The organism is Bizionia gelidisalsuginis (assembly GCF_008086185.1).
Classification (GTDB): Bacteria; Bacteroidota; Bacteroidia; order Flavobacteriales; family Flavobacteriaceae; genus Bizionia; species Bizionia saleffrena.
The window spans coordinates 12,190-33,211 of the sequence record NZ_VSKN01000025.1; the positions used below are offsets into that span (position 1 = coordinate 12,190).

General features: G+C 34.0%; 20 protein-coding genes. 10 read left to right on the plus strand and 10 right to left on the minus strand.

Annotated elements, in window-relative coordinates:
• Positions 1-345: 345 nt before the first annotated feature.
• From clpX to ES677_RS13355, 6 genes are all read right to left on the minus strand, one after another.
• On the minus strand, positions 346-1,578 hold the full coding sequence (gene clpX, locus ES677_RS13330) for an ATP-dependent Clp protease ATP-binding subunit ClpX (RefSeq protein ID WP_148370089.1): 1,233 nt from the start codon (positions 1,576-1,578) through the stop codon (positions 346-348).
• A gap of 60 nt (positions 1,579-1,638) precedes the next feature.
• Complete coding sequence (gene clpP / locus ES677_RS13335; protein WP_148370090.1) at positions 1,639-2,313, minus strand: ATP-dependent Clp endopeptidase proteolytic subunit ClpP; 675 nt, start codon at positions 2,311-2,313, stop codon at positions 1,639-1,641.
• 185 nt (positions 2,314-2,498) lie between these two features.
• Complete coding sequence (tig, locus tag ES677_RS13340; RefSeq protein WP_148370091.1) at positions 2,499-3,827, minus strand: trigger factor; 1,329 nt, start codon at positions 3,825-3,827, stop codon at positions 2,499-2,501.
• 149 nt (positions 3,828-3,976) lie between these two features.
• On the minus strand, positions 3,977-4,318 hold the full coding sequence (locus ES677_RS13345; RefSeq protein ID WP_148381496.1) for a phage holin family protein: 342 nt from the start codon (positions 4,316-4,318) through the stop codon (positions 3,977-3,979).
• 34 nt (positions 4,319-4,352) lie between these two features.
• Positions 4,353-5,117 carry an alpha/beta fold hydrolase gene (locus tag ES677_RS13350; protein ID WP_148370093.1) on the minus strand — a complete coding sequence of 255 codons (765 nt, stop codon included), beginning with the start codon at positions 5,115-5,117 and terminating at the stop codon, positions 4,353-4,355.
• Positions 5,117-5,830 (minus strand): pyridoxine 5'-phosphate synthase, encoded by a 714-nt coding sequence (locus tag ES677_RS13355; RefSeq protein WP_148381497.1) that lies wholly within the window; start codon positions 5,828-5,830, stop codon positions 5,117-5,119. The genes ES677_RS13350 and ES677_RS13355 overlap by 1 nt, the downstream gene beginning before the upstream one ends.
• 92 nt (positions 5,831-5,922) lie before the next feature.
• Here ES677_RS13355 and ES677_RS13360 point away from each other — a divergent pair, with 92 nt between their 5' ends.
• The 8 genes from ES677_RS13360 to murI all read left to right on the plus strand — a co-directional run bounded on the left by ES677_RS13360 (position 5,923) and on the right by murI (position 14,211).
• Positions 5,923-6,582 (plus strand): CBS domain-containing protein, encoded by a 660-nt coding sequence (locus ES677_RS13360; RefSeq protein ID WP_148381503.1) that lies wholly within the window; start codon positions 5,923-5,925, stop codon positions 6,580-6,582.
• Positions 6,583-6,585: 3 nt separating this feature from the next.
• The gene (locus tag ES677_RS13365) at positions 6,586-7,461 is read left to right on the plus strand and encodes an NAD kinase (protein WP_148370095.1); all 876 of its coding nucleotides are present in this window, start codon (positions 6,586-6,588) and stop codon (positions 7,459-7,461) included.
• Positions 7,462-7,563: 102 nt separating this feature from the next.
• On the plus strand, positions 7,564-8,253 hold the full coding sequence (gene porG, locus ES677_RS13370; protein ID WP_148381498.1) for a type IX secretion system protein PorG: 690 nt from the start codon (positions 7,564-7,566) through the stop codon (positions 8,251-8,253).
• Positions 8,254-8,309: 56 nt separating this feature from the next.
• Positions 8,310-8,993, plus strand: a complete 684-nt coding sequence (locus ES677_RS13375) for an isoprenyl transferase (protein WP_394348789.1) — start codon at positions 8,310-8,312, stop codon at positions 8,991-8,993.
• Complete coding sequence (locus ES677_RS13380) at positions 8,926-11,577, plus strand: BamA/OMP85 family outer membrane protein (RefSeq protein WP_148381499.1); 2,652 nt, start codon at positions 8,926-8,928, stop codon at positions 11,575-11,577. Before ES677_RS13375 ends, ES677_RS13380 begins: the two co-directional genes overlap by 68 nt.
• Before the next feature lie 211 nt (positions 11,578-11,788).
• On the plus strand, positions 11,789-12,796 hold the full coding sequence (locus ES677_RS13385) for an OmpH family outer membrane protein (protein ID WP_246124558.1): 1,008 nt from the start codon (positions 11,789-11,791) through the stop codon (positions 12,794-12,796).
• A gap of 43 nt (positions 12,797-12,839) precedes the next feature.
• Positions 12,840-13,349, plus strand: a complete 510-nt coding sequence (locus ES677_RS13390; protein ID WP_148370099.1) for an OmpH family outer membrane protein — start codon at positions 12,840-12,842, stop codon at positions 13,347-13,349.
• A gap of 79 nt (positions 13,350-13,428) precedes the next feature.
• Entirely contained in the window at positions 13,429-14,211 is a 783-nt protein-coding gene (gene murI, locus ES677_RS13395) for a glutamate racemase (protein ID WP_148381500.1), read from the plus strand.
• A gap of 3 nt (positions 14,212-14,214) precedes the next feature.
• On the opposite strand, the gene ES677_RS13400 is transcribed toward murI, so the two are convergent.
• The 4 genes from ES677_RS13400 to ES677_RS13415 form a co-directional block, all read right to left on the minus strand.
• The gene (locus tag ES677_RS13400; protein ID WP_148370101.1) at positions 14,215-14,727 is read right to left on the minus strand and encodes a gamma carbonic anhydrase family protein; all 513 of its coding nucleotides are present in this window, start codon (positions 14,725-14,727) and stop codon (positions 14,215-14,217) included.
• 26 nt (positions 14,728-14,753) lie between these two features.
• Complete coding sequence (locus ES677_RS13405) at positions 14,754-15,491, minus strand: LytR/AlgR family response regulator transcription factor (protein WP_148381501.1); 738 nt, start codon at positions 15,489-15,491, stop codon at positions 14,754-14,756.
• A gap of 47 nt (positions 15,492-15,538) precedes the next feature.
• Entirely contained in the window at positions 15,539-17,710 is a 2,172-nt protein-coding gene (locus ES677_RS13410; protein ID WP_148370103.1) for a histidine kinase, read from the minus strand.
• A 496-nt stretch (positions 17,711-18,206) separates the two neighbouring features.
• The gene (locus tag ES677_RS13415; protein ID WP_148370104.1) at positions 18,207-19,217 is read right to left on the minus strand and encodes a PorP/SprF family type IX secretion system membrane protein; all 1,011 of its coding nucleotides are present in this window, start codon (positions 19,215-19,217) and stop codon (positions 18,207-18,209) included.
• A gap of 263 nt (positions 19,218-19,480) precedes the next feature.
• Here ES677_RS13415 and ES677_RS13420 point away from each other — a divergent pair, with 263 nt between their 5' ends.
• Together ES677_RS13420 and ES677_RS13425 are read left to right on the plus strand one after the other, a co-directional pair.
• A complete protein-coding gene (locus ES677_RS13420) occupies positions 19,481-20,383 on the plus strand; it encodes a NifU family protein (protein WP_148370105.1) in 903 nt (300 codons plus the stop codon).
• A gap of 107 nt (positions 20,384-20,490) precedes the next feature.
• A complete protein-coding gene (locus tag ES677_RS13425; protein WP_148370106.1) occupies positions 20,491-20,691 on the plus strand; it encodes a dodecin family protein in 201 nt (66 codons plus the stop codon).
• Positions 20,692-21,022: the final 331 nt, after the last annotated feature.

A 21,022-nucleotide genomic window follows, 5' to 3' on the forward strand; every position in this document is an offset into this window, starting at 1 on the left:
TAGAACGAGCGAACAAGGATTAGACTTTGTATTAACAAATAGCCTTTAAGGTAGATAAGTCTAAAATTTAATTACGTACACAATAAAAGAGCTAATCTATTTTTTTAAGAACCGATTGAGACCTCGACGGCGCTAGTGACGACAATTTTTACGTTTAATTTTTAGTTTTTATATAGAAATCACCCTCTTTAGGTCAACTAATTTAGTGGGCTGAACACAATACTTAGGAATAAACTTTTTTGTAGTGCGCTACACTTCTTAAAATCAGAATTTTTACAAAGACGGTATAAAAAAACCCTTTCAATATAATAATGAAAGGGTTTTAGTAGTATATACTTTTACGTTTTAAGACACGGCTTTCAACTTTTTAAGCGTTGTTTTCGATAATTTATCTTCTGCGTAAATTTTTGTTACTTTTAATTCCTTTACGTCTGTTCCTGGTAATTCGAACATCGCATCGGTTAATACTTCTTCGCAGAGAGAACGTAATCCACGAGCTCCTAATTTATATTCGATAGCTTTATCTACAATATAACCTAAGGCACCTTCGGTGATACTTAAATCTATTTCGTCCATTTCAAACAACTTCTTATATTGTTTAATAATGGCATTTTTAGGTTCTGTTAAAATAGCCCTCAATGTCTCCGCATCTAGCGGATTCATATGTGTTAGCACTGGAAGACGACCAATAATTTCTGGTATTAAACCAAAGTCTTTTAAATCCCTAGGAATAATATATTGCAATAAATTATCGTGATCAATGTTATTATCGCTTAGAGAAGCACTATAACCAACCGCTTGCATATTTAGTCGCTTTGAAATCACTTTATTAATACCATCAAAGGCACCACCTGCAATAAATAAGATGTTTTCTGTATTTACTTCGATAAACTTCTGGTCTGGATGCTTACGCCCACCTTTAGGTGGTACATTAACTACAGTACCTTCAAGAAGTTTTAACAACCCTTGTTGCACTCCTTCTCCAGAGACATCGCGCGTAATAGACGGATTATCACCTTTACGTGCAATCTTATCTATTTCGTCTATAAAAACAATTCCCTTTTCTGCTTTTTCTAAGTTATAATCGGCTGCTTGAAGTAAACGTGTTAATAAACTTTCTACATCTTCACCAACATAACCCGCTTCGGTTAAAACAGTCGCATCTACTATAGCTAAAGGCACGTTTAACATTTTTGCAATAGTTTTTGCTATTAATGTTTTACCTGTACCTGTTTGCCCAACCATAATGATATTCGATTTTTGGATCTCGATATCGTCTTTACTTACGGGCTGTAATAAACGCTTATAGTGATTATAAACGGCCACAGACATCACTCTTTTGGTGTAATCCTGCCCGATAATATAATCGTCTAAAAAGGCTTTGATTTTTTGTGGCTTCTTTAGCATTAATTCCGCCGACAAGTCGCTATTGTCCGTTTGTTTCGACTCATCTAGCACAATGCCGTGAGCTTGCTCGATACAACGATCGCAAATATGCGCATCTAACCCGGCTATTAATAAGCTAGTTTCTGGCTTTTTCCTACCACAAAATGAACATTCTAATTCTTCCTTTGCCATACTTTGTATTTTACAACTGCTCCCCTAATACAAGAAAAGCAGTTTGTATTCTTTTATTTATTAACTACGAACTAAAATCTCGTCGATCATTCCGTATTCTTTCGCTTTATCAGATTTCATCCAGTAATCACGATCACTATCTTTGTATATTTTATCGAAATCTTGACCTGAATGCTTACTAATAATATTGTATAACTCTTCTTTTAAGATTAAGATTTCTCTTGCCGTAATTTCGATATCACTAGCTTGACCTTGAGCACCACCTAATGGTTGATGAATCATTACACGAGAGTGCGTTAATCCACTACGTTTTCCTGCTGCACCTGCACATAATAACACAGCTCCCATAGAGGCTGCCATACCAGTACAAATTGTCGCTACGTCTGGTTTTATAAATTGCATTGTATCGTAAATACCTAATCCTGCGTGCACACCCCCTCCTGGAGAGTTAATATATATTTGTATGTCTTTATTAGCATCTGTACTCTCTAAAAACAAAAGTTGTGCTTGAATAATATTTGCAACTTGGTCGTTAATTCCTGTTCCTAAAAAGATAATACGATCCATCATTAATCTAGAAAACACATCGAATATAGCAACATTCATTTGGCGTTCTTCAATAATATTTGGAGTCAGGTCTTGTGGGTACATACTACTAATAATTTTATTGTAGTACATACTGTTAATCCCTTGGTCTTTTATTGCGAATTTTTCGAATTCTTTTCCGTAATCCATAGTGTAACTATTGCTTTATAATTGAGTTATATATCCTGTAATATTTACAAGATTATTTTTTTAATTTACCATTAAATCAGTGGTTGTAAAACTTTTTAAGTTGAATTTAACTGAAAAATTTTAGGCGTTAAAACGATAACATTTCAACGCCTAAAGATAATGATAATTCTTTAAAAAAAGACTGCTTATTTATCGCCGTAAACTTCTTTAACAAACTTTTCGTAAGTTAATTCTTTAGTTTTCACGTTTGCTTTCTCTTTGTATAGGTTAAGTAGTTTTTGACTTACAACTTGTTCTGAAATACGTTTCACCTCTTCTTGATTAGATAAGACACGCGCAGCGATATCTTCTAATTCTTTATCTGAAGGATTTAACTGACCAAATTGCGCCATTTGCATTTTAATCATTGTCTTAGCGTTTTCTTTAACTTCTTCAAAATCGATTTTTATACCGTTTGCTTCCATTAATTTCGCTTCGATTAATTGGTAACGCAAGCTCTTTTCAGACTTCTCGTACTCCTCTTTACCTTGCGCTTCAGATAGCTCTGTTTCACCAGCTTGTTGCATCCATTTTTGAAGGAATGTTGACGGTAAGTCGAACTTTGTATTTTCTACTAAATATTCTGTAATGTCATTTAATAATTTTTGATCTGATTGTTGTACGAATTGCTTTTCAGCATCTTCTTTAATCTTAGCTTTTAATTCTGAAACTGATTTTACAACACCGTCACCAAACATTTTATCGAATAACTCTTGGTCTACATCTGCTAATTCTCTTTCGTTGATTTCTGTAATCTCAAAAGTCACTTCAATGTCTAAACCGTGTGCTTTATCGTGCTCTACTTTAAGAGCGTCCATTAATTCATGATCGTCTTCGTAAAGCCCTTTAGTTTTTAAGGTTATAACATCGCCTACTTTAGCACCTACAAATTTCTTTCCTGTTGCTTTTTCGTTAAATTTCTCTAAAGTTATAGTTACAGCGTTTACAATGCCTTCTTCCTCATTTTTAAAAACACCAGAAATTTCACTATCTGTTTCAACGGTATCTTGAGAAACTAGTTTTCCATATTGCTTTTGGACACGTTCTACTTGCTCGTCGATCATTTTATCGTCGGCTATAATTTTATAATGTGTGATTGCCTTCTCTCCTTTTAAATCAACATCAAATTTTGGAGCTAACCCTAATTCAAATTCGAAAGAAAAATCGTCGGCCTCCCAATTAATTTCGTTTTGTGTTTTTGGAAGTGGTTGTCCTAAAACATCTAACTTCTCTGTCGATAAATAATTATTTAAAGACTCTTTAAGTAATTTATTTACCTCTTCTATTAATACCGCTTTACCGTATTGCTTTTTAACCATTCCCATTGGCACTTGGCCTTTTCTAAATCCTGGAATGTCAGCAGTTTTCTTATAATCTGTTAAGATTTTTTCAACTTTATTACTGTAATCGTCCTTTGCGATATCTACTGTTACTACTGCATTTAATGCATCTATGTTTTCTCTTGTAATATTCATTTTGAATAATATATAGGCGTTAGTAATTCACTTTTTTACTAAATAAAAATAGAGTGCAAAAGTACTACTTTTTTACACTCTATCAAAGTTTTTAACACCTTGTGTTTCAGTCTCATTTTATTTTTAAGACTCTGTTTTTTCGCTAGTTATTAGTCGTCTTTTAATAATGAATGTAAAAACGACTGCAGTACAGATAGTAAAATACTAAACAGCACAGCCCACCAAATACCGTCTACCGAAAACCCTGAGATTAAACTATCGGCTAGTAAAATAACCGCCGCATTAACAATTAACAAAAACAACCCTAAAGTAACAATGGTTATTGGCAAGGTTAAAATAACTAAAATAGGTTTTACTAATAAGTTTAAAATAGAGAGTACAAGTGCCACAATAATTGCTGTACCATAACCATCAACTGAAACACCTCCAAGTACATTTGCTAACACCACAACAGCTATAGCGCTTAATAAAAGTCTAAAAATTAATTTCATAAGTTTTGCGTATTTGATTGTTTGATTTGGATTGTTATTTAATAAATTGAATTACCGCGTCGTAAAACGCATTGGGGTTTTCAGCGTGTAACCAATGTCCTGCATTTGGTATCGTTACAATAGATGCATTTACAAAATGCGAGGTAATAATAGATTCGTCTTGAGGCCCAATATAGTCACTTTTGTCGCCCCGTAAGAATAACGTGTTTTTTTCGAATTTAGAGTGCACCGGTAACGCCTCGCCAACGTTATCAATTTGATTGGTTAGTACGTCTAAATTCATTCGTAATGCTAATTTACCTTTTTCTTTCCAATAGAGGTTTTTAAGTAAAAATTGTCGTGTTCCAAAATCGGGCACATAATGTTCCATCTGCTCGTCGGCTGCTCCGCGACTAGTTAACACCTCAAAGTCTAACGATTTCAATCCCTTTAAAATAGCGTCGTGATGTGTGGGATAAAATCGTGGTGAAATATCGGCAACCAGTAACTTCGAAACATATTCTGGATACGTAGTTGCGAAAAGCATTGCCGTTTTTCCACCCATAGAATGCCCTAAAAGAATAATATCTTTTAAACCGTGTTCTATACAATAGTGTTTTAAATCGTCAACGAGTACTTCATAATTAAAATCGTCGCTATGCGGACTTCTACCGTGATTTCTTTGATCTACTAAATGTACTTCGTAATTAGCTTCAGAAAACTTTTTCCCCAACGTTTTCCAATTGTCACTCATTCCTAAAAAACCGTGTAAAATAACAAACGGCTTACCTTCACCTAAAATATTTGAATGTAATTGCATTATCTTAATTTTTCTAAATAACTATTTATAACGTGTTCTACACCTAAATATAAGCTTTCCGAAATTAACGCGTGTCCTATAGACACTTCTAATAATCCCGGAATATTTGCTTTAAAAAAGGCGATGTTTTCTAGAGACAAATCGTGACCCGCATTAATACCTAGACCTAAAGTATTGGCCACCTCTGCACATTTAGTATAGGGCAAAATAGCTTTTGTATCGCCTAAACTATACTGGTGTGCAAAAGCTTCCGTATATAATTCTACTCTATCAGTGCCCGTTTTTGCTGCGCCTTCAATTTGGCGTATTTCAGGATCGACAAAAATAGACGTTCTAATCCCGTTGTGTTTAAATGTCTGAATGACTTCGGCTAAAAAATCTTTATGTTTAATTGTATCCCAGCCCGCATTACTGGTTAAAGTAGTAATACTATCTGGCACTAAAGTAACTTGTGTTGGCTTTATTTCTAAAACCATATCCATAAATTTTTGGATTGGATTTCCTTCAATATTATACTCGGTGTGCACCACAGATTTTAAATCGTAAGCATCTTGGTAGCGAATATGTCGTTCGTCTGGTCTAGGATGAATGGTTACACCTTCTGCACCAAAAACTTGAACATCTTTCGCAAACCGCACAACATTAGGCATATCGCCCCCTCTAGAATTTCTTAAAGTGGCTATCTTATTTATATTAACACTAAGTTTTGTCATATTTTGAAGTATTTAAAACACAAAAATACAAAGTAGAACTACGTAAGTGTATTAAATTTTAATTAATTTGCACAAAGTTAACGCGACCTATGATGAATCTTTCACAATACGTAATAAACGACATACAACCCCTTAAAAACACCGATTTAATTAGCGATTTACAATTGCTATTTACTCAGTTAACCTATTCCCATATACCTATAAAAAATGACGATGATGTGTATTTGGGATGCCTATCGGAAACCGATGTGCACTGTTTCGAAAGTCGGAAGCAAATTAAAGATTGTGCTTATGCTGCGGAAGGCTTTTTTGTTCGCGACACTACCGATTGGTTAGATATTTTAGAAGCTTTTGCACAAAACAAATGCAATATTATGCCCATTCTAAGTTTGAAAAATAAATACTTGGGCTATTACGAACTCAATGATATTATTAGCTTATTTAATGAAACCCCATTTTTTGCTGAAGCTGGAGCGGTTTTAATTATAGAAAAAGGACTAGCCGATTATTCGTTTAGTGAAATTAGTCAGATTGTAGAATCTAACGATGGAAAATTGCTAGGTGCATTTATTTCTAAAATTGAAAATGATATTGCTCAAATTACATTAAAAATCACCAGTACTGGACTTAGCGAAATTATGCAAACTTTTAGACGCTACAGTTACCATATTATTTCTGGCCACGAGGAAGATAGTTATATTGAAGGATTAAAAGAACGCTCAGATTATTTAAATAAATATCTTAACATATAGTTTATGAAAGTTGCTATTTATAGTCAATTTCCCCAAAAGCATTCAATCCATTCTACAAAGGTTTTAATTGATGCTTTATTAAAACACAAAGCATCGATAGCTATTGAAACAGAGTTTTTCAATGCTATTAAAGACGAGTTTCATTTTCCTTTACAGACTAAAACCTTTTCAGAATTAGATACGACTTACGATTTACTGGTTAGTATTGGCGGTGATGGTACTATTTTAAGAGCTATTACTTACGTTAAAGATTTAAACATCCCCATTGTTGGTATTAATACTGGACGCTTAGGTTTTTTAGCAACCATACAGCACGACGAGATTGAAGATGCTATTAAGCACATATTTAATAAAAACTACAAAATATCGAAACGCTCCTTACTTTCTATAGAAACCTCAGAGGAAAACAGCGATCTTAAAGACTTAAATTTTGCATTAAATGAAATCGCAGTAAGCAGAAAGAACACAACCTCAATGATTACTGTAGACACAAAACTTAACGACGAATATTTAACGTCGTATTGGAGTGATGGTTTAATTGTTTCTACACCTACGGGTTCTACTGGTTACTCCTTAAGTTGTGGCGGGCCTGTTATAACACCAGACACCTCTAGCTTTGTATTAACGCCTATTGCCCCGCACAATTTAAGCGCAAGACCTTTGGTAATTAAAGATGCTACTAAAATTGAATTAAAAGTAAACGGGAGAGAAGATTATTATTTGGTGTCGTTAGATTCTAGAATAATAACCTTAAGTAACAACACAAGTATCATCATAAAAAAAGCCGATTTCACGATTAATATGATCGAGTTACATTATGAAAGCTTTTTAACCACTTTACGTAAAAAATTACTTTGGGGCGAAGACAAGAGAAATTAAACAATAATTAACTAAGAAATCTGTTTTAAAACCTATAACTATTTAATTCAAATTGGCATAGGCTAATCTTAGTTTATTATATTTGCAAACTTTTGAACATCTATGAAATATATTTCTATTTTATTAATAACATTTTTTAGCATACAATTAAGTTCTGCACAAATACATGAATTAGGTGTGTTTGTTGGGGGAAGTAATTTTATTGGCGATGTTGGTTCCACCAGTTACATTTCACCAAGTCAGTTGGCTATTGGTGGCATCTACAAATGGAATAGAAGTCCGAGACACTCTTGGCGCGTATCGTTGCTGTTTTCAGAATTAGAAGGTTTAGACAGCAAGTCTGATGATTTAGGAAGAAAAGATCGCGGATATGAATTTACCAATCAGATCGTAGAATTATCGGCAGGAATGGAATTTACATTTTTAGATTTCGATTTACATAGCAGCAGACCTGTTGCTACTCCCTATCTATATTCAGGAATAAGTATTGCAAAACACGATAATTTTTATTTTAATAATGGTACAGTGGTGAGTGAAGAAACCTCTAGTTTTGCTTATGGAATACCGTTAATTTTAGGATTTAAAGCCTCTATTTCTTCTCAGTTTATTCTGGCGCTAGAAGTAGGCGCGCGCTACACGTTCTCAGACGAGCTCGACGGCAGCGTTCCAGATAGCGAAAACCTAATGGAGTCTAAAAGCTTCGGAAATATAAATAATAACGACTGGTACACTTTTACGGGTGTTACCTTAACCTATACCTTTGGTAGAAACCCTTGTTTTTGCCCCAACTAATTTTGAGTTTAGAAAAAATAAATACAAGCAAATTGCCCAAACATCTCGCTATTATAATGGATGGCAACGGGCGTTGGGCTAAACAAAAAGGAATGCTTCGCGCTTTTGGACACGAAGGAGGAACGAAGTCTGTGCGAGAAACCGTAGAAGCTTCGGCACAATTAGGCATAGAGAACTTAACACTTTACGCGTTTTCCACCGAAAATTGGAACCGCCCTAAAGTTGAAGTCGACACACTAATGCGCCTTTTAGTCTCTTCATTAAAAAAAGAAATAAAAACATTAACTGATAATAACATTAAGCTTAAGGCTATAGGAAACATTAAATTACTTCCAAAAAAAGTCTATAAAGAACTGAATGAGGTTATTGATTTTACAAAAAACAATACTAGAATGACGCTTACTTTAGCCCTTAGTTACGGGTCGAGAGAAGAGTTAATTAACGCTATTAAAGAAATTAGTGTTAAAGTTAAAAATAATATAATTTCTGTCGAAAAAATTGATGAATCAATTATTAATGAGCATCTTTACACGCAAAATTTACCAGATGTAGATCTATTAATACGCACCAGCGGAGAGCAACGTATTAGTAATTTTTTACTATGGCAAATAGCCTACGCAGAATTATATTTTACGCCGGTTTTATGGCCAGATTTTAAAAAGCAACATTTGTATGATGCTATTATTGAATATCAAAATAGAGAACGACGATTTGGGAAAACAAGTGAACAAATTAGCTAAAAAATTATCTTTGAAAACATTACTAAAATTCGCATTACTTGTATTATTTACAATATCAAGCCAAATTGCAACAGCACAAAACCTTTCGTATGCTAACGGTGAAAAATACACTTTAGCAGATATTACCGTAAAAGGTAATACCAGTTTTAACGCACAGACTATTATCACCTATTCTGGACTTAGAAAGGGCAAAGAAGTCCTAATTCCAGGGGAAGAAATAAGTGCAGCCATAAAAAAGCTATGGAACTCTAACTTGTTTAATGATATTGAAATCTACTTAATAAAAGTGGAAGGCAATTCGGCGTATTTAGAAATTAGACTATCGGATTTACCAGAACTTAACGACATTAAAATTGCGGGTATTAAGAAAGGTAAAAAAGAATCGTTAATTAAAGATAACAAACTTGAAAAAGGCGTTAAGGTTACCGAAAACTTAATTACCACCACCAAAAACTACCTTGAGAATAAGTATAAAAAAGAGGGGTATTTAAATACCAAAGTAAACATAACCACATTCACTGTAGAAGATTCTATACAGAAAGCAAGAGTAAATATGGTGCTTTCTGTAGACAAAGGTGAGAAAGTAAAAATTAGCGATATTACCTTTACAGGTAACTCTGTTCTAAGTAATAAAAAACTTAGAAAAGCGATGAAGAACACAAAGCGAAAGTTCTTTTTACGATTTTTAAAACGCTCTAAATTCATTGAAGAAAAGTATAAAGAGGATTTAGAAAGCGTTGTTAATTTATACAAAGAAAACGGATATAGAGATGCACGTATCACCGCAGACACCTTAATAAAAGAAGACAAAAAGACTATTAGTTTAGCAATTACCTTGGAAGAAGGCGATGAATATAAATTTGGCGATATTTCTTTTATTGGTAACACCGTATATTCTGATGATTTCTTAAGGCGTAAACTTCGCATAGAAAAAGGAGACACTTACAATGGTGTTTTATTAGAAAAAAGAATTGCTGACAACACAAAACCAGATGGCGACGACATTACAAACTTATACCAAGATAACGGTTACTTATTCTCTAGCATTAACCCTGTAGAAACCAATGCCGAAGGGAATGTAATCGATATGGAGATTCGTATTGTAGAGGGTAAACCCGTCTACTTTAATAAAGTTACCGTTGTAGGCAATGAAAAAACAAACGACCACGTTATTTATAGAGAGTTAAGAACGCGTCCGGGAGAATTATACCGTAAATCTAATGTGGTACGTACGGTAAGAGAATTAAGTCAATTAGGTTTCTTTGATGCAGAGCAGTTATCTCCAAACTTTAAAAACGCCAACCCAGACGAAGGCTCTATAGATATGGAATACGCTGTCGTTGAGTCGGGATCTAGCCAAATCGAGCTACAAGGTGGTTACGGTGGTGGTGGTTTTATTGGTACTTTAGGGTTATCATTTAATAACTTTTCCTTAAAAAACATTTTTAATAAAGACGCATATAAGCCAATTCCTTCGGGAGACGGACAAAAATTAGCATTGCGTTTACAAGCGAGTCGTTTTTACCAAACGTATAGCTTTTCATTCTCTGAGCCTTGGTTAGGAGGAAAAAAACCCGTACAGTTTTCAACGTCTGTTTCGCATACTAAACAATTTTTATACAATCCACAGACTAGAGATGCAGATAAAGACAAGCGTTTTAATATTACAGGAATTACATTTGGTTTAGCCAAACGCTTATCCGTTCCAGACGATTATTTCACATTGTCTCAAGCGGTAAGTTTTCAACATTACGATTTACAAAACTATAATACCGGTTTATTTACCTTTGGAGACGGCTACTCTAACAACTTAGCCTACACCGTAGGGTTAAGTAGAAACAACACGTTCAACGATCCTGTGTTTCCTATGGGAGGGTCTAACTTTAGTGTAACCGCAAAAATGTCTATCCCTTACTCTTTACTTAATAACACAGACTATTCTGCATTAAAAGAAGAAAGAGATACGAACCGAGAAATAGAAGACAACCCAGAAAATTCTACTGTTGTTAGAAGCGAAGCTAGAACTAGAGTGTCGGAAATTGACCAAGAACGTTTTAAATGGTTAGAATTCTACAAAGTTAAATTTAAAGGAGAATGGTATACAAAAGCAGTCGATAAGTTTGTCTTTAAATCAAGCGTAGAATTTGGTTTCTTAGGCGCTTATAACCAAGATCGAGGAGTTATTCCTTTCGAGCGTTTCTTTGTTGGAGGAGATGGTCTAGGAAGCTACAGTTTAGATGGTAGAGAGTCTATTGCGTTAAGAGGGTATCCTAACCAAGCGTTATCTACGCAGGATGGAGGTGCTATTTATAATAAATTTTCTTTAGAGTTACGTTATCCTATTACTTTAAAACAAAGTGCTAAAATTTATGCTCTTTCGTTTATAGAAGCTGGTGGATCTTATGATAGCTTTAGAAATTATAGCCCGTTCGATGTTAAACGTTCAGCAGGTTTTGGTGTAAGAATATTTATGCCTGCCTTTGGACTATTGGGAATTGACTTTGGTCATGGTTTCGATAATATTCCTGGGCAAACACAAAAACACGGTTGGGAAACGCATTTTATTATCGGACAACAATTCTAAGAAAACAGTCTAATTTTATAGTATCGGCTTCTATATTTCTTATTTTCCTTATTTTTGGCACGATATTTTCAATATAGATTTTAAGGATTTGCTGAAAGATTTTAAATATTTTGAATTAAAATGCGTTATTTTGAAAACAGCTTGTTAAAACAAAAAGTAATATCAAGAATTATTATTGAGTGATGACTCCATTTTTCAAAAAAATAAGACAATGAAACAAATGAAACTTAAAGTCCTTTTTTTAGTATTAGCCTTAACATTTATTAGCCTGTCTGTGCACGCACAACGCGGTGTTAGAATTGGGTATATCGATACTGAATATATTTTGCAAAACGTACCCGATTACACAGAGTCGACATTGCAATTAGAAACTAAAGTACAACAATGGAAAGGTGAAATTGAAGAACAATTAAATGCCTTAGAATTAAAGCGTACCGAATTAAATAACGAAAAAGCGCTTTTAACAAAAGAATTAATTGAAGAACGTGAAGAAGATTTAGATTTTGAAGAAAAAGAAATTTTAGATTACCAACAAAAACGATTTGGTCCCAACGGTGATTTAATGCTTCAAAAGAAGCAACTGATGCAACCGGTACAAGATCAAATTTTTCAAGCCGTTCAAGATATCGCAAAAGCTAAAAAATATGATTTTGTATTCGATAAATCTGCCGATCTTGTTATGTTATATTCAGAAGAACGTTTCGATGTTAGTGAGCAAGTATTAAGAACAATAACAAGAGCATCGAGACGTCAGCAATTAAAATCTAACGCAGATAAAAAAGAAGCAAAAGAGGAAGATGTTTTCGTAGAAGTTAACGAAGGCAAAGACGAAAGAGAGCTTGCTTTAGAAGCTAAAAAAGAAGCCCGACGCAAGATAGTTGAAGACCGTAGAAAAGAAGCTCAAGAAAAAAGAGCTAAAATTATTGCAGAACGCGAACAAGAAAGACAAGATAAAATAGACGCTAGAAATAGCAATAATGATAGAAATAATGAGGAAGACGACAACGCTCAAGAGGATAACGAAGAAGTAAATGAAGACGTTAATGAGAAGAGTACCACTGCCGAAAACCAGGAAGAGCCAAAAACAAGAGAACAGATTCTAGAGGAACGTCGCGCCAAAAAATTGGCTGATAGAGAAGCTAGAAAAAAAGAACTTGATGAAAAAAAGCGACAAGCCGCTGAAGACCGCGAAAAAAGACAAGAAGAAAACGATAACTAAACATTAATTAATTAACAATTTAACACGCAAATTCTATTTTAAAATGAAACAATTTAAAACCCTTTTAATTGCAGCAGCATTATTTATTGGAGCAACTAGCTTTACAAATGCTCAATCTAAAGTAGCACATATTAATACTTCAGAATTAATTAAAGCAATGCCCGAAATGAAATCGGCACAAACTGAAATGGAAAAGTTAGGTAAGACTTACGATTCTGATATTAAAGCAATGCAAAACGAGTACAAAGCCAAAATGGAAAAGTACAACGCAGAAGCAGCTACAAAGACTCAAGAAGAAAACGAGAAAAGAGTTGTTGAAGTGCAACAGATGGAGAATGATATCCAAAAATATGCGAGTACTGCACAAAAAGATTTACAACAAAAAGAAATTGATTTCTTAAAGCCAATTACCGAAAAAGCGAAAACAGCAATCTTAAAAGTAGCTAAAGCTCAAGGTTTCGATTACGTATTAGATTCTACTCAAGGTGGAGGTGTAATTATGGCTGAAGGTAAAAACTTACTTACAGATGTAAAAAAAGAGTTAGGTTTCTAAACCCAACTTAAATATATTAAATAACAAAAGCTGTCTTTTCAAGGCGGCTTTTGTATTTTTATAGCTTAATATTCTTGCAATGAACACAAAACCTATTGGCTTATTCGATTCTGGCGTTGGAGGCACTTCCATTTGGAAAGAAATCCGCGCGCTTCTACCTTTTGAAAACACCCTATATCTAGCCGATAGTAAAAATGCTCCTTATGGCACACAATCTCAAGAAAAGATTATTGAACTTAGTATTAAGAACACGCAATACTTAGTTAATAAAGGTTGTAAAATTATTGTTATCGCTTGCAATACCGCCACTACAAATGCCATAGATATTTTAAGAGCACAATTTAATGTGCCGATTATTGGTATTGAACCCGCAATTAAACCTGCAGCGTTAAAAACACAGACCAAAGCTATTGGCATCTTAGCTACAAAAGGAACCCTTTCTAGCGCATTATTTCATAAAACGACCAATCTATATGCGAGTGACATTAGTATAGTAGAGCGTGTCGGTGAAGGTCTAGTATCGCTAATTGAAGAGGGCAAAATGAATTCTCTTGAGATGGCAGAGCTCTTAAAATTATACACCAAACCAATGGTCGATTCTAACATCGATTATTTAGTCTTAGGCTGCACACATTACCCCTATTTAATTCCGCAACTCTTAAAATTATTACCAAAAAAAGTTAGTATTATAGATTCTGGCCTCGCGGTGGCTAGGCATACTAAAGCAACCTTAGAGAGTAATAATCTTATAAACAATGAAAATACAATTGGAAAGAACCTCTTTTATATTAACACTAACAATACGCAGACTATGTCGTCGCTTTTAGGAAAAAATCGTAAAGTTGAGTATCTAGATTTTTAACACCTATTTGAACCAGCTTGCATATTTAATATAGTTCTCGGCGATTCTATTAATTTCACCGTTAATAAGCTCTTCACTAATATCCTTTACTTTTTTAGCAGGCACACCCGCGTAAATACTACCTGATTCTACCACGGTATTTTGCGTTATTACAGCACCTGCAGCAACAATACTATTGCTTTCAATAACACAGTTATCCATTACAATACTTCCCATCCCAATTAATACATTATCGTGGATGGTACAACCGTGCACAATCGCATTATGCCCCACAGAAACATTATTCCCTATAATCGTTGGGTACTTTAGATAGGTACAATGTATAATGGCACCGTCTTGAATATTTACTTTATCGCCTAATGTTATAAAATTTACGTCGCCTCGCAATACGGCATTAAACCAAATGCTACAGTGTTTCCCTATAGTAACATCACCAACAATTGTGGCATTTTCTGCAATGTAGCAATCGTCTTGAATTTGAGGCGATTTTCCGTTTACTGGTTTTATAATTGGCATATTTTTATCTGTTTTTTTGATTAAATTTATTTAAAATAAGACAGCAATGCTGCTTTCTTTGAAGCCGATACCATTACTTCAGCTCCATTGCTTAGTATAACGCTTCCGCCCTTTCCTTTTACGTATTTTACAACGTGATTAACGTTTACTAAATAGCTTTTGTGCACGCGAGCAAACCCTAAGTCGGTTAACGCTTCTTCAAAATACTTTAGGGTTTTACTAACCACTTTCCTCTTATTATTTTTTAAATAGATTTCGGTATAATTATCATCGGCTTTACAATATAAAATATCGGCGTTGCTTAACACTTCAAAGCCATCTTGTTGCGGAATCGTAATTTTACCCTCTATATTTTTAATGATTTCAGGAATTAACACTTGGTGTTGTAGTGCTTCTTCTTTCTGCTTAATATCCCAAACGTAATCTACCGCTTTTATTAAATCATCAATAGCTATTGGTTTCATTAAATAATACGACGCGTGAGCGTTTAAAGCCTCAATAGCATATTCGCTGTAAGCGGTTATAAATACCGTTTCAAAACTTCTATCGCCTACTTTCTCTAGTAGATCGAATGCATTTCCGTAAGGCATTTCTACATCTAAAAACACCAAATCTAAAGTAGTAAGTCTTATAATTTCTAAAGCCTCATTTACATTTGAAGCTTCGCCAACCACTGCTACATTGGGGCAGTATTTGTTGAGATAATTTTTCAGAATCTCTCTACTCGTTGCTTCGTCTTCAACAATGATCGCTTGTAATTTCATAGTTTTGTCTGATCGTGTATTATTAAACATTCTATTCTCCCTACATTTTAATGTTTCTTTAAGGTCACGAGTACTTGGGTTCCCGTGCCGTCTTCCATATTAAGATCGGATATAGACACATCCAATGTATCTTTGTACATCGCATTTAATATAGACACCCGTTTTTTAATATTTCCCATTCCTTTGGAGTTTTGTTTCTTTTGGTTATCCGTTTTTAAAGCTTTCGACTTATCGCGACCAATTCCATTGTCGGTAATACTAATTGTAATGGCATTTGCCGTTTTTTTATAAATAGCAATTCGTAATTCTCCTTTCTCTTTTTTATACCGCAATCCGTGCCAGACCGCATTTTCTATATAGGGCTGAAGTAACATTGGCGGGATATTATAGTCTAGAATTTCAATATTTTTATCGATCTCTATGACATACTCAAACTTATCTTTAAACCTGAAATGTTCTAGTTTTGTGTAAAGTTCAATCAGCTCGATTTCTTTTGTTAACGGAATAAAATTTTCTTCACTATTCTCTAAAACAGCCCGCATTAATTTCGAGAAATCGCTAAGATATTTATTCGCCGCACGCTCGTCGTTTGTGGCAATAAAACTATTCACCGAATTTAATGCATTAAAAATAAAATGCGGATTCATCTGACTTCTAAGTGATTTTAAAGCTAGTAAATTATTTGCTAATTTTTGCTGTTTTATAAACTTATACATAACATACGCCGCCAGTAACAATAATAAAACACCACCAATTAAAGAATAAATAATAAGTGTTTGTAGCTTATTTTGTTCTTGGTTTAAGTGGTACTTACTTTCTGATAGTTCGCGGTCACTTTCAAGCGATTCAATACGATTTTGTTGCGCTGCAATATTCCTGCTAAAACGAGAGGCTTGTGTAATTTGCTGTTCCTTTTTAAGGTATAATTTTTCTACAGATTGCGTATACTCTTCATACGCTTTTAACGCTTTTTCAAAATCCCCTGCGTCTCTGTACACCTCAGACAATTTTCGTTTGGCATCTTTTTCTACGACTAAATCTTCGCGCTTATCGGCTTCTACGATACTTCTTTGTAGATATGGAATCGCAGCCTCGTATTTCTGCTGCAAATAGTAGGCATTTCCTATTTTATAGTTTTGCTTTTGCAGGGTGTAATCGCTTGCGTTATCGATTATGGTATCGGCTTCAATATCTTGAATGTCCTGCAACGATTCTTTTCTGAGTTTTATCTCGACTTTATAAGCGCGATTAGCGCTATTAAAATCGGCGACCTTAATTTTCTCTTTTATGGCTCTTTGCTTGTTTTCTTTAGTCGCTAAATTAAGTGCGTTTTTATAGTAATTTCCCGCTTCGTTTATGGCACCACTTGCATTATAAGCTTCAGCAATTTTACTGTTTAAATCGGTTACTTTTGTTGTAATTAATTGTTTTTTCGCGATTGTTAATCCCAACTGATAAGCAGTAATCGCCTTTTGGTGTTGTTTTGTTTTACTAAACACGTCGCCCAAACCTTCATAAACTTCGGCACGATCGCTAGTAGTGCCTTTCTCTTTTATTAAGTGTTGATAAAGCGCAATACTTTCTTGGTAGTTTTTATTAAAATAGTACCCTTTAGCCAATTTTAATTCAACGGAAGACTTTTTGTTACTATTTAGACTGATGCGGTAATTAGAAACCGCTAAATCATATTGTTTCCAATGCGTATAGACATCGGCCAAAACTTCGAAAGCTCTCGCATTTTGTGCTGTCGAATTACTTTTACTTATACTCTGAGTAATGAATTGAATGCTTTTTTCTGCGGATGTGTTTTTATATACCAAAGCAGAATCGAGTAAACTTGAAAATGAGGGCGATTGTTTATTCGCGTTTAAAGCAGAAGGTTGATTGCCTTCAGCAGGTCTAACATCGATTGTTAAATCGTCATCGGAAGTAACGGTATAATAAATAGTTTCAAAATCTTTATGACTTATAATTAATTCGTCACCAATCCGAACCTCTATTTTAAATTCTCCCGCGAGATTTGAAGCCGCATAACTTCCCAAATTTCCATGTATATTTACATTCTTAAGGGGAATATAGGTTTCGCTCTCGCGCACAAAGCCTTTAATTATAAAACTGTTTTTGGTTTCTGCAGTCACTTGTGGTTGCGTTTGCCCCATCAAAAACATTGGGCATACGACCAGAAAGACAATCAGTGAAATGTGTTTAAAATGTATCATTATTTACCAATTTACATTGGCGCTATTAATTTAGTGAAGATAAACTTACATACTTTTAGTATTAAAATAAAATGTAGACTCTCAAAAAAGTAATATAAAACCTAACAATTATATGGTTTTACTCAATGTGCAATGTCCTATACTCATTTCTAATCTGTCATTACTCATTCTCGTTTTTTTATAAACTGAAACATATTCTACATTAACGTCTTTATTTTATTACTTGTAATGGAATCTGCCGTACCTATAATTTTAAATTCAGACTAAATAGACAACCACTATAGCGCTTTAAAACGAATATAAGCAATGAACAGAATACAAACAACACAGCTTACAAATACTGAATACGTTACGTAAAAATACGTTAAAAGACGTAAAACTTAAAAAGGTCAAAGACCTAAAAAAGTGCAGAAAATTAAAATGGCTAGTAACTAAGGCGCATAAAAAAACCCCGACATAAAAATATATCGAGGTGTTTTTTATAATTTAAAACGACTTAGTTTATTGCAGGACAATTACAGCTGTAACGTTCTTTCTTACAACCAAAGTTATATCCTAAAGTTATTTGGTGAAAACCACCATTATTAAACACTACTGAATTCGCTTGATAACTGTAAGTATAAGCAAATACAAAGTTGTCCATGTCCACCCCTAAAATGGGAGTTATATATTGTAATTTCTGACTATTTACACCAGATCCATCTACAAATTCGGCGCCATCTAAGCTTCTACGGTAAGATAATCCTCCCCATAATTTTCCAAACTCCATAGTTTTATATGCTTTTACGTTAATATCTATAGACGCTTCTTCAGTTGCATCTCTATACATAAACATTGCAGACGGCTCGAAACTCCATTCGCTATTATATTTCGAAAACGTATTTCCTACAGAAAACAAATAGGTTCTTAAGTTATCGTAACTAATACCTTGTTCGTTAAAGTTTACACCTTCATTTTTTAAAATGTTCTTTACTGTTGCGTGCGCGTAAAACTCGTATAAGTGGTATGAAAATCCAAAATCTACATTAAAGTTCGTTGCCGATTGTTCCACACCTCCAATAATTGGATCTGGACCATCGAATAAGAAAGACGTTTCATCTAGCTTGTATTGTACAGCTCCTGCACTTAAACCAAAAGATAACATATTTAAATCGACTTCACTTCTTGAGAATAAAATATGGTGTGCATAAGTAAAGTACGCTCCTGTTTGTGAGTGAAATCCGTTTTTATCAGAATAAACAATGGCACCTATTCCCGATTGCGAATCTCCTATTCTACCATTAACACTAGCGGTTAAAAGCTTAGGCGCATCGTCGTCGCCAAACCACTGTTGTCGCCCTGTTATTCTAATTTTAGAACAATTTGCCACACCAGCCATTGAAGGATGTATTAAATAATAGTTATCTGTTAAGTAATCAGAATAAATGGGAAGCCCTTCTTGAGCTGAAGCAAATTGCGCGCAAAAAAACACTGAAACTGCTAATATTAGTAACCTTTGTAATCTCATAATCTTTTTTTAAGGTAGATAGTGATCTAACTATTTATTATAATCGTAACGTTATAATAAACTCTTAATTGTTAAATAAATTATAAACGTAGCCAAATATATGAATTTACTTCTTATTTCTTGATTCCGTTTGTTAAAGCTTTCAATTTTAAAAGGATTTAGTTAAAATGCTTAAATATCCGACCAATTGAAAGTAGTATAAAAACCAAATATATGGATATCTGTGCTTTTCTTTTAGTATTTTTGCAAAAAAATATAATCATATGAATTCTTTTAAAGTATCTATTCAAGAAACCTCAAATAATTCAATAGTTAAATTTGAATTAAATCAATTTATAACTCAGCATCAAAGCTTTGAATTTAATAACATAGACGAGGCAAAAGCGTCACCTTTAGCGCAGCAATTATTTTACCTGCCCTTTGTAAAGAAAGTATATATCACTAGTAATTTTGTAGCCATAGAACGTTTTAGCATAGTGGAATGGGCAGATGTACAAAATGAAGTGGCTTCACAAATTGAAGACTACTTAAATAATGGAGGGATTGCTGTTGAAGAAGACGCAACCTCTAAAAAAGTACCGATCACCGTTTACGCTGAAAGCACGCCAAACCCATCGGTAATTAAGTTTGTTGCCAATAAAAAATTAGTCACTGCTACCTACGAGTTTACTTCTATTGATGCTGCGAAGCATTCGCCCTTGGCTACGGAGTTATTTCATCTGCCTTTTGTAAAAGGTGTCTTTATCGACGAGAATTTCGTATCGATTACTAAATACGATGTTGCTGAATGGAACGATATTACCAACGAACTTAGAGAGTTTATAAGAAGCTATATCGAGAATGGTAAAGAAATTATTTCGCCAGATGCTCCTGAAGTTTTAGAAAATGCGTCAGAAAAAGTCGATGCACATTTTGAAACTTTAGACGATACTTCGAAAGAAATTATTAATATTTTGGAAGAGTACATAAAACCAGCAGTTGCTAGTGATGGTGGAAACATTCAATTCGAGTCTTACGATCCAGACACAAAAACAGTAAAGGTTATTTTACAAGGCGCTTGCAGTGGGTGTCCGTCGTCGACACTTACCCTTAAAAGTGGTATTGAAAATATGCTGAAAGAAATGCTAAAAGGAAAAGTAAACACCGTTGAAGCAATTAATGGTTAACTTTTATCTGCGTTATCGTTAAAGCACCCATGCGTTTTGATACAGCACGTTAGTTCGTTTTAATTTTTGTACTTTTAGGTATCTATTAATTTAAAAACGAACACATTATGGCAGTATTAAAAGTAATTGAGATTTTAGCTAACTCTGAAAAAAGTTGGGAAGACGCCACTAAAAAAGCAGTAATACACGCAGGTAAAAGCGTAAAGAATATTCGTTCTGTGTATGTAAAAGAACAAAGCGCTAGTATTAAAAATAATGAAGTCGCCGATTTTAGAGTGAATGTAAAAATCACTTTTGAAGTCGATTAAATCGAAATCAATTACAACCTATTAAAACCTGAAGTTAGCGCTTCAGGTTTTTTTATATCTAAAACTTTCTGCCTTACTTTTAAAACCCAGAAATGACTTGTAATCATAGTAAGGCTCTTTTATAACGCATAATATATCAAGAAGCCCATTATCGATATTTATAGATATTATCGCGCTTACAGTCTTATTTACACTAAACACTATCCCTACAGCTCTAACAAAACAACAAAACGCATAAGTTTAACTATAGGCATAAAAAAAACCTGAACAGTACTGTTCAGGTTTTTTTGGTGTATTCTATGTGATTATTATATCGCTTTTAGCGCTTTAG